9 protein-coding genes are annotated in these 11,216 nt (G+C 33.0%); 3 read left to right on the plus strand and 6 right to left on the minus strand.

What is annotated here, in order from left to right:
* Position 1 precedes the first annotated feature (1 nt).
* Both KPL55_RS20880 and KPL55_RS20885 read left to right on the plus strand, forming a co-directional pair.
* The gene (locus KPL55_RS20880) at positions 2-2,191 is read left to right on the plus strand and encodes an alpha-galactosidase (RefSeq protein ID WP_216308689.1); all 2,190 of its coding nucleotides are present in this window, start codon (positions 2-4) and stop codon (positions 2,189-2,191) included.
* A 362-nt stretch (positions 2,192-2,553) separates the two neighbouring features.
* A complete protein-coding gene (locus KPL55_RS20885) occupies positions 2,554-3,192 on the plus strand; it encodes a hypothetical protein (RefSeq protein ID WP_216308690.1) in 639 nt (212 codons plus the stop codon).
* 178 nt (positions 3,193-3,370) lie between these two features.
* On the opposite strand, the gene KPL55_RS20890 is transcribed toward KPL55_RS20885, so the two are convergent.
* Both KPL55_RS20890 and KPL55_RS20895 read right to left on the minus strand, forming a co-directional pair.
* On the minus strand, positions 3,371-4,840 hold the full coding sequence (locus tag KPL55_RS20890; RefSeq protein ID WP_216308691.1) for an alpha-L-fucosidase: 1,470 nt from the start codon (positions 4,838-4,840) through the stop codon (positions 3,371-3,373).
* A gap of 45 nt (positions 4,841-4,885) precedes the next feature.
* A complete protein-coding gene (locus KPL55_RS20895; protein WP_216308692.1) occupies positions 4,886-5,779 on the minus strand; it encodes an AraC family transcriptional regulator in 894 nt (297 codons plus the stop codon).
* A gap of 226 nt (positions 5,780-6,005) precedes the next feature.
* Between KPL55_RS20895 and KPL55_RS20900 the strand changes: the two genes are divergently transcribed.
* Entirely contained in the window at positions 6,006-6,911 is a 906-nt protein-coding gene (locus tag KPL55_RS20900; RefSeq protein ID WP_216308693.1) for an ArsR/SmtB family transcription factor, read from the plus strand.
* A gap of 41 nt (positions 6,912-6,952) precedes the next feature.
* Here KPL55_RS20900 and arfA read toward each other — a convergent pair whose 3' ends face one another.
* The 4 genes from arfA to KPL55_RS20920 all read right to left on the minus strand — a co-directional run bounded on the left by arfA (position 6,953) and on the right by KPL55_RS20920 (position 11,121).
* Positions 6,953-8,464 carry an arabinosylfuranosidase ArfA gene (arfA, locus tag KPL55_RS20905; RefSeq protein ID WP_216308694.1) on the minus strand — a complete coding sequence of 504 codons (1,512 nt, stop codon included), beginning with the start codon at positions 8,462-8,464 and terminating at the stop codon, positions 6,953-6,955.
* A gap of 33 nt (positions 8,465-8,497) precedes the next feature.
* Positions 8,498-8,755 (minus strand): DUF6171 family protein, encoded by a 258-nt coding sequence (locus KPL55_RS20910; RefSeq protein WP_216308695.1) that lies wholly within the window; start codon positions 8,753-8,755, stop codon positions 8,498-8,500.
* Between the two features lie 5 nt (positions 8,756-8,760).
* A complete protein-coding gene (locus KPL55_RS20915; RefSeq protein WP_216308696.1) occupies positions 8,761-10,251 on the minus strand; it encodes an alpha-N-arabinofuranosidase in 1,491 nt (496 codons plus the stop codon).
* A 198-nt stretch (positions 10,252-10,449) separates the two neighbouring features.
* The gene (locus KPL55_RS20920) at positions 10,450-11,121 is read right to left on the minus strand and encodes a helix-turn-helix domain-containing protein (protein WP_216308697.1); all 672 of its coding nucleotides are present in this window, start codon (positions 11,119-11,121) and stop codon (positions 10,450-10,452) included.
* Positions 11,122-11,216: the final 95 nt, after the last annotated feature.

Below are 11,216 nucleotides of genomic sequence, written 5' to 3' on the forward strand. Positions count from 1 at the left end.
TATGAATATAACTTTTGAAGAATCAACTAAAACTTTTCACTTACAAACCGGAGATACAAGCTACATTATGCAGCTATATAAAGATGGTTATCTAGCGCACCTTTACTGGGGAAGACGAATACGAAAATCAATCAGTAGTGAACTTTTAGCTTTAAAAACAAGAGGTTCTTTTTCAGCTAACCCTGACAATGAAGACGATTCTTTTTCACTGGACACATTACCACAAGAGTTTCCTGCATATGGCAATACTGATTTTAGAGTTCCAGCTTATGAAGTACAGCTTGAAAATGGAACTACAATAACAGACCTTAAGTTTGATTCTTATAATATCTTAAAAGGAAAACCAGCGCTCAAAGGTCTCCCATCTACTTATGTGGAAAATGATGATGAAGCTTTGACTTTAGAAATAGTAATGTTTGACTCCTTAATTGATCTTAAGGTAGTTTTGTCTTATAGTATTTTTGATAATCATGATGCTATTATTAGAAGTGTTCGTTTTATAAATGAAGGACATACCAATTTAAAACTTCTCCGCGCTCTAAGCATGAGTGTAGATTTTAATAAGGGCGAATATGACTTCATGCATCTTTCAGGTTCTTGGGCAAGGGAGAGACATGTTGAAAGAATTGCGCTGAGTAGTGGTAACAAATCTATAGAGAGTAGACGCGGTGCAAGTGGTCATCAGCAAAATCCTTTTATAGCGCTTCTTAGTAAAGATGCAACTGAAGAACATGGCGAGGTATATGGTTTTAGCTTAGTTTATAGTGGTAATTTTTTAGCACAAGCTGAGATTGACCAATATAATACTACTAGGGTATCAATGGGAATTAATCCTTTTGGATTTTCATGGTTATTAGAACCTGGACAAACTTTTCAAGCACCTGAAGTTGTTATGGTTTATTCATGTGAGGGTATTGGTAAGATGTCTAGAACTTACCACAAACTCTATAGAACACGTTTATGCAGGGGGAAATTTAGAGATACGGTGAGGCCAGTACTTGTGAATAACTGGGAGGCCACGTATTTCGATTTTAATGCTGATAAAATCGAAGATATTGCTAGGGTTGGAAAAGAACTAGGAATTGAACTTTTTGTATTAGATGATGGTTGGTTTGGCAAGAGGGATAACGACAAAACTTCCTTAGGTGATTGGGTCGTTGATAAAAACAAATTACCAAAAGGACTTAGAGACCTTGCTAGTCGCGTAAATAAACTTGATCTACAGTTTGGATTGTGGTTCGAACCTGAAATGGTATCTCCTGATAGTGATTTATATAGATTGCATCCCGATTGGTGTTTACATGTGCCAAATAGAACTCGATCTCAGGCTAGAACGCAGTTAGTTCTTGATTTATCAAGAACTGATGTTTGCGATTATATTATAGAGGCTGTAAGTAGTGTTTTAAAAAGTGCTCCAATTAGCTATGTTAAATGGGACATGAATAGAAATATGACTGAGATAGGGTCATCCTTATTACCAGCTGAAAGACAGCTTGAAACGGCCCATAGATATATGTTAGGACTTTATAGTGTAATGGAATCAATAACAACAAGTTTCCCTAATGTATTATTTGAGAGTTGCTCTGGTGGTGGCGGTCGTTATGACCCAGGAATATTGTTCTATATGCCACAAACCTGGACTAGTGATGATACTGATGCAGTAGAAAGGCTTAAAATTCAGTACGGAACAAGTTTAGTTTATCCAACAAGCACTATGGGCTGCCATGTTTCTGACATTCCTAACCACCAAGTAGGTAGGAATACTTCTCTCAAAATGAGAGGAGATGTAGCCATGTCAGGAAATTTTGGGTACGAGTTAGATCTTACGAAATTTTCTGCCGAGGATAAAGAACAAGTAAAACTTCAGATTTCTTTGTACAAGGAGCTAAGGGAACTAATTCAACATGGAGATATGTATCGCTTGCTAAGTCCGTTCATTGGGAATGAAACTGCGTGGATGTTTGTATCAGGCGATAAAACAGAGGCATTTATTAGTTACTTTAAAGTTCTTGCTGCCGTTAATGGTCCCGTAGAAAAATTAAATTTAAGAGGACTAGACCCTGATATGGATTATAATGTTGAAGGCAAAGACGGTTTTTATGGTGGTGATGAACTTATGTATTCAGGGCTTAATATACCAGAATTAAATGGAGATTATTGCAGTGTTACATGGAGAATTAAGTCTGTTTAGAATTTACTTTCACTTTGTGTTGACTAGCATGTAAGTTAATTGTAAAATATGACTATATAGAGTAAATATAAAAATTTAGTATGAGTGAATAAATATCTTTTTACACTCCCCCAAGGCAGACCAATTTATTGTGACATAAAGGAGTACCTTTTTTAAGTGAAACTTTCAAATAAAAAAGCAGGGAGTATTATATCGTAATTTTTACGTATTTTGCTCGCTGTTGTTTTTTATATAATCGACCTATCATGGCTTTAATGTGCTTTGAAAAGGTTTAATATATACAACACCTGCCTAGGGCTAAAATTGATAAAGTATTATTTTATATATATGTTTACAAATATACTTTTAAAGGGATGGGGATTATGGTTGATTTAAAAGGAATGAGCAAGAAGAAAAAGGCTGAATATATTTGGGAATACTATAAATTACATATAATAGGAGTTTTAGTTGTTATATCGATAATAGGTTCGCTTGTACATAGCCAAATTACAAAAGTAGATTATGTATTTAATCTAACTATGCTTGGAAACACCGTAAATACTGACAAAGTTACCGATCTGCAGTCTAAACTTACAAGTCTTGTTGTCAAAGATGGAGATACAAAAAAAGAGGCTATTATAAGTAATATGTCCCTTGGTGGTTCTACTAGCTCAGACCCCACAATGGAAAGTCAATATATGCAAAAGTTTGTTGCGCAACTCTCTGTTGGAGAACTTGATGTTGTAATTTTAGATAAAGATATGTTTGAGTCTTTCGCTAAACAAGATATGTTTTTAAGATTAGATAATTTAAGTGGATTTGATTTAGCGTCTATAAAAAGCGAAAAAATTGAAGCTACCGCAACTGATAAAACTAAAGCTGTGTATGCAATAAATGCTAAAGATATAAAAGTGTTTAAAGATGTAGGATATGATACAACTAATAAGGTAATTGGTATCATTAGTACAACTAAACAAAAGAATAATTCAGTTTTGGTTCTTAAATGGTTACTAAATAAATAATTTTGACAATCCGATATTAGTCAAAATCAATATTTAAAACGGTTGCTTAAACCTAAATAAATCAAATAATAGAAGCCTGTTAAACAGCAAAAACATTTTGCTTGTTTAATAGACTTTTGGTTTATGTAAAACAACCCATTTAAGTATGTACCTAAATGGGTTTCCAAGTTTATTTCAATTAATCTACAAGAATTTTAAACACAACTGGTTTATTACTCTGTACATTTTTAGTAATGATTTCTAGTGAATCATCTGTACGTTTCCAAATAGTCTCTTCATCGAAACCTAACACAGAAATATTTTTAATAATTCCATGGAAATGAGGAAGTTTTGCAGCATTTTTCTCTGCAAGTGACTTTATTTTTATTACCCCATTACTTGGAAAATTTAAAACAATAGCATATAAATAGGTCCCATTAAGCGTAAACCTTATATCTTCAGCTGTGAATACCTTAGAATTGCTATCAGTGAATTGTCCTTCTTCAATCTGCGTTGGGCCTTCTCCAGCTGTACGCCATAATTTGCTATCATAAATTGCTTCCCCGTTTACCTTTAACCATTCGCCAATTTCCAAAAGAATCACTTTATCTTCCATAGGAATTGTTCCATCCGCTTTGGGTCCTATATTTAAAAGCATACTACCATTTTTACTAACAATATCCACTAAATCACAAATAATTTCTTTGGCAGTTTTATAGGTATTATTCTTTGTATAACACCAAGAATTTGTAGCTACAGATGTATCTGTTTGCCAAAAATATGGCTTTTGCTCTGAGAACTGTCCACGTTCAATGTCTACCACAGCGCTACCAAACATAAATGCATCATGCTTATAATTAATCGCTACTTCTACGCCCCACTCAATAGCCCTATTATAATAATATGCAGCGAATTTTTTTAGATATGGTTTAACTGCATTATGATGGATCCACCAGTCAAAATATACAACTTTCGGATGGTAATTATCTACGATTTCGCAGGTACGCATTAACCAGTCCTCTAGATATTCCTTAGATGGGTCAGGACTGAATAAATCTTGATGATTTGGCTCTGGCATAGATGGCCAGTAAAAATCGCCGCATACTAGTGGCTCTTTAATGTCGCTTGGGAATTCCTTGCCGCGACTCATAAAAAACCAATGCTCAATTCTGTGGGAAGAAGCGCAAAATTCTATACCACGACTCTCAAAAGCAGATTTCAGTTCTCCTAAAATATCTTGCTTTGGACCCATTTCATAAGCATTATAATGAGAAAGTTCACTTTTATACATTTGAAAACCATCATGATGCTCAGCAACAGGAACTACATAACGGGCTCCTGCATCAGCAAAAAGATTTGCCCATTCATCTGGATCAAACTTATCAGCACTAAACAATGGAATAAAATCCTTATAACCGAAATCCTCATGATTACCGTAGGTTTTAATATGATGCTCATACTCTTTAGATCCTTGTATATACATATTCCTGGAATACCATTCGCTTCCAAATGCTGGTACTGAATACACACCCCAATGAATAAATATACCAAATTTAGCATTTCTATACCAATCAGCTAACTTGTAATGCGAAAGTGAGTCCCAATTATCTTGGAATTTTCCCTCTTTAACTACCTTGTCAATTTCAGCTAAATACTTTTTTTTATCCATTATTAAGATACCTCCCATTAGTTATTATCTTGTATAAAAGAACCATCATACTATATTCAAAGACGTCTTATTATAAGCATTTTTAAACTGCTTTGGTGTTAAATTCTCGTGTTTTTTAAATAATTTAAGAAAGTATTTTTCATCTATAAAACCTAATTTTCGAGCAATTTCTTTTATATTTAAATCAGATTGACATAGAAGTTGTTTAGCATTTGATATTCTTAAATAGTTTATATATTGTTGCATACTCATACCCATGTTTTTCTTAAAATATCGTGCTAGATATTCTTTAGAAAAACTAAATTCATAAGCCACATCCTTTAGAGATATGTTTTTTTCTATATGAATTTTAATCCATTGCAGTATTTTGGGTAGTTTATCCTCTTTATCTACTTCTATTTCACTTAATTTAAAGTTTGAAATAGTTTGCTCCGCTATTTCTATTAAAAGCGAGGTAATAATATAATTAACACTCTGTTTTGTATAATAGTTTGCTTGTGATAAGTGAAGCAATTGGTGAAAAAGTACACTTATTTTATCTAGCCTTAAGTCTTTTAAATATCTAGGTATTAATATACTAGATTTTAATTCATTTAAATAGGGGTTGTTTTTTGTCATTGCTATCTCAGCTTTAATATCAATATGATTTCTCATTATGCAGCTATCATTACTATAAAAATGTGCCCAATAAAAGTTAGTCCCCTTCTCAGAGTAGTCATATCCTTTATGCCTACTCCCTGGTTCTATAAGTAAAAAATCTCCTTTATGTAATTCATATTTTTCGTCCCCCTGCTGAATATATACTATGCCCTTATTAATTATAATAATTTCGTAGTCACCGATGATCCTATCCATGTGCATCCATTTATTATCTGCCGTGAAATCTCCTGTTAAAGATAAAATTAATGGATTATCAATATTAGCGCTCAGATATTTCATAGTCAATACTCGCCACCTTTAATTAATATAGTCAACTCACAATTAACTTATGATCTGTCTACTTAAATTGTACAAGATGTTAACATTTATGTAAACATAATTATAAATATATAAACATATTTGGTTAACATAGGAGGATTATAATTCTAGATGTTACTTTCTACTTTACAAATATAATTAACAAGTTTATAATTATGTTAATTATTGAATTACGAAAGGATTAACTATGAAAATTGATATAAGCGAAAGATGGCTACCAGTATATGAGGCGTTAGATAGTACTGTACGAATTAAGATTATTAATCTTTTATCTGAATCTCCTTTAAATGTGAAAGAAATTGCTAGTAAAATAGAACTTAGTAGTGCAATTATTACTATGCATATTAATAAGTTAGAAAAAGCAGGAATTGTAAAAGGAGAACGTACCCGAAGTAAGGGTGGTGTTCAGAAAATATGCTCTTTAATAGTAGATGGAATATTAATAGATTTTCCTACGAAAACCCAGGAGCGATTAAAAAATAATGAGTATATTGTTCCAATTGGCCATTATACTGATTTTGAGGTTACACCAACCTGTGGGCTTGCAACTCCTGAAAAGGTTATAGGTTATTTAGATGATGCAAGATATTTTTTAGATCCTCAAAGAGTCGATGCAAAGATTTTATGGTTTACTCAAGGGTTTATTGAATATAAGTTGCCCAATTACCTCTTAGCAACGCAAGAACCAAATGAACTTGAAATATCCATGGAAATTAGTTCAGAAGCACCTGGAGCAAACAAAAATTGGCCATCTGATATATCTTTTATAATAAATGGAGTAAAAGTTGGACAATGGACCAGTCCTGGCGATTTCGCAGATGAAATAGGTAAGTATACTCCTAGTTGGTGGATGAGGGATATTAATCAGTATGGCATGCTAAAGGTCATTAAAATTAATGATAAAGGGTCTTTTATTGATGGTGAAAAAATCTCAGACATAAGATTAAAGGATATTAATATTAAGAATAAACAATGGACTTTAAGACTAGAAGTTGCAGCAGATGCTAAGCATATAGGCGGTTTAACTATTTTTGGAAGTGGTTTTGGCAATTATGATCAAGATTTGATTTTTAGGTTATATTATACAGAGTAAAATGGGATTGAAGTCTTACTTCAATCCCATTTTACTCTGTTTTATTTTTTTGCTAACCTAATAACATTCCATGAAAGTTTTGATAAATCAGCATTTAATGTTCCGCCTATTAACTTAGCATTGCCTCTATTATGTGGAACAACATTATTTGGATTTTCCTCAGTGTTTACAGCGTATATATCATCATTTTCAAGCACAATATGCTCGATTACTTTGTATCCTTGAAAACTTCTTAAATCACATTGAAGTGATATATTGTCCAATAAATCTTTATTAACAGCAAAGATTGTTATTTCGTCTTTTTCCCCATTGTAAACCGCAGTAGCATCAAGTACAGGGACATCATTGTAATGGCCGTTACTGTACACTGGAGAGGATATAATTGGGTTTAAAGCATAACCTCTTCCATAAATAGATGTATGCATGTATGGATAAAATATTGTTTGTCGCCATGAACCACCACCATTAGATGTCATTATTGGTGCTATCACATTTACTAGTTGAGCAAGGCAAGCCATTTTTACTCTGTCTGCATGTTTTAACATAGTTATAAGCATACTTCCAACTAAAAGTGCATCTTCAAAAGTATATATATCCTCCAGTTGAGGTGGAGCAATTGACCATGGTTCTCTTTCACTGTCAGCCTTGTGAGAATGGAACCAGACATTCCATTCATCAAAAGAAAGATTTATAGTTTTATTTGATCTATGTTTTGCTTTTACATAATCACATGTAGATATAACAGTTTTTATAAATGCATCCATGTCCATTGAACTTGCAAGGAAATTAGCTGTATCTTTCTCAGGGTTTCCAAAATATTGATGCATCGAAATATAATCTATATAGTCGTAGGTATGATCTAGCACTGTTGCTTCCCATTCTGGGAACGTTGCCATGCCAATACTAGAGCTTCCACAAGCTACAAGTTCTATTGATGGATCAACTAATTTCATAACTTTTGCAGTTTCGCAGGCAAGGCGTCCATACTCCTCTGCGGTTTTATGTCCAATCTGCCAAGGTCCATCCATTTCATTTCCAAGACACCAGGTTTTAATTTTATGAGGTTCTTTGTAACCATGAGCTATTCTAAGATCACTCCAATAGGAACCACTTGGATGGTTACAGTATTCAACTAAGTTACGAGCATCATCTGCCCCTCTTGTACCCAAATTCACAGCCATCATCACATCAGTACCAGTGCTCTTACACCATTTCATAAATTCATTAGTACCTACTTTATTTGTTTCAATAGTTCTCCAAGCAAGCTCAAGTTTTCTTGGTCTTTTTTCTAGTGGACCTACACCATCTTCCCAGTTATACCCTGATACAAAATTTCCACCTGGATATCTTACTATGGGTACTTTTAATTCCTTAACCATTTCAATAACATCTTTTCTAAACCCATTTTCATCTGCTTCTGGGTGCCCTGGCTCATAAATACCTCCATATACAGCCCTTCCGAGATGCTCTATAAAAGAACCATATATTCTCTCATCTATTTTTCCTATTCTAAAGTCTTTGTCCAAAATTATTTTAGCTTTTTTACTTTCCATATAGTTGTCAACCTCCTAACTTATTAAATTTACTCAATCCCACTTTGATTTTTGAGGATAAGGACATGTAGATTCTAGTATCCTTGCCCTTATTTGTACAATACATCCACACTGCAAGCAGGTTGTCCCATATTCGAGAGATTTACAATCAAAGCATCTATCTAAACGTTTTTCATACATATCCTCACTAGTAAGCTTAAATTGATTACCATTTACTATTATATTTAGCATATTGTCAATCTCATTTTCAGATACTATCACACTAGCAGAGCAAGCTTTACATTTTCTCATATTATTTACTCAACATTAAGTACGATAACTGACATTGGAGGCATAAATATTGAAAGCTTATTATCCTGAATAGTTACATCTTTAAACTCTGCTGGGACAACACTATTAGGAGCATTAAAACTATTATATGCATTCATTTTATCTGCGGCGAGTATAGTTCCTGATACTTTTTTGTAAATAACTCCTCTTAAATCGCTTGTTACTTCAACTGTTTCATTAGGGTCCAAATTGCATAGTGATATATGAAGAATATCCTTATCATCAATAGACGCTGAAACATTTAATTGAGGTACAGTTTTATCTCCATTAACATAGTCTTCACATTCTAGTGATGTGGATACAAGCTGAGCATCTTGGTGCACATTATACATTTTAAATATATGATAAGTTGGAGTTAATACTATCTTATCTCCCTCAGTTAATATCATAGCTTGAAGAACATTTATCATTTGAGCAATATTTGCCATCTGTACTCTATCACAATGGTTGTTAAATATATTAAGTCCTACGCCCGCAACTAGTGCATCTCTTAGGGTATTTTGTTGATAAAGAAAGCCAGGGTTTGTTCCTGGTTCTGCATTAAACCATGTGCCCCATTCGTCAACTATTAGCCCAACTCGTTTGTCAGGGTCGTATTTATCCATAATTGTCCCATGTTTAACTACAAGCTCTTCCATGTATAATATTCTTTCCATAGTCTTAAACCATAATAATTCATCAAACACTGTAGCAGAACCTTTATCTCCCCAGCTAAGTGGCATTGTATAGTAATGAAGACTTAATCCATCCATAAACCTTTCAGATTCTCTCATTAATACTTCTGTCCAGTTATAGTCTGAGGTATTCGCACCACCAGCTATTTTAAAAAGATTATTTCCTTTATAATTTCTTACATACGTAGAGTATCTTCGATATAGGTCTGAATAATATTCTGGCCTCATATTTCCACCGCAGCCCCAATTCTCATTACCAACACCAAAGTATTTTAGTTTCCAAGGCTTTTCATGACCATTCTTCGCTCTAAGTTCTGCCATAGGAGATACACCATCAAAAGTCATGTACTCTACCCATTCACTCATTTCTTGAACAGAACCACTTCCAACATTTCCACAAATATAAGGTTCTGTCTCAAGTTGCTCACATAACTCAAAAAATTCATGTGTTCCAAAATGGTTGTTTTCAACTACACCACCCCAATGAGTATTAATCATCTTAGGACGACCCTCTGGGTCTCCTATACCATCTTTCCAGTGATACTCATCAGCAAAACATCCGCCTGGCCATCTGAGCACAGGAACCTTTAGATCTTTTAGAGCATGTACTACATCATTACGAATTCCATTTGTGTTTGCAATAGGTGAGTCCTTTCCAACCCAGAGACCCTCATAAATGCACCTACCTAAATGCTCAGAGAACTGTCCATAAATGTTTTTGTTAATTTTCCCCTTCTTAACATCTGCATTAATAATAATTTTAGCTTTCTTTGAATTAGCCATTATTACACTCTCCTCTTAATAATTAATAATATCATTAACAACTTAATACTAACATTAATTATATTATAGTTTTATTTTTATAATCGGTCAACAACAAAATACAGACTATTCGTTTAAATATATTATTATATCAAATCAGGCTACAATTATAGAAATTATTTTCTATAATTGTAGCCCATTCTTTATAAATTTATAATCTTACCTATACCTTTCTCTGTACTCATTAGGAGTCATGGATGTAACCTTCTTGAATACACTACAAAAATAAGCCGCATTACTAAATGCCAATGATTTTGATATATCATAGATCTTATAACGTATATCTAAAAGCATTTCTTTAGCCTTTTCTATCTTTAAATTTGAGATATAATCAGCAATTGTTTCTCCCGATTCTTTTTTAAATACATAGCTTAGATAATTAGGAGTATAATTAAGATTATCTGAGATAGTCTCTATATTTATACCTTTCATATAATTCTTTTTAGCAAATTTTTTTATTTCCTCAACAATAAGTTTATATTTACTACTTGATTTACTCAAGATCTTCTCATTGGCAGAAATCACTAATTTCTTTATCCATTCACGGGCATCCCCAATTGTCTCAAACCTAAATATTTTTTCCCAGATTAGATCTACATCTTTATAACAAGAATTTAAAACTTCATTATTTTCATTTAACACAAAAACTATGCACATTATCACTGAAAAACACAGATTTTCAATGCATTTTTTATCTGTTTTTCCTGAACTGCATTCGAGTATACTATCAACATACTCTCGAATATCTTCTTTATTTCCTGAATTAAGTAAAAATCTTATATCCTTTTGCATTTTATTCAAGTCGACATCTTGACTATTGTAGTGCGTCAAAATATAGCTTTATGAAACTGCATTCCTAAGTCAAATTATAACTATAATACTAATAATTATCTACTGGTTATTTGCTTTTTTACTAATCAAATTAT

It is taken from the genome of Clostridium lacusfryxellense, assembly GCF_018861735.1.
GTDB lineage: Bacteria > Bacillota > Clostridia > Clostridiales > Clostridiaceae > Clostridium_AD > Clostridium_AD lacusfryxellense.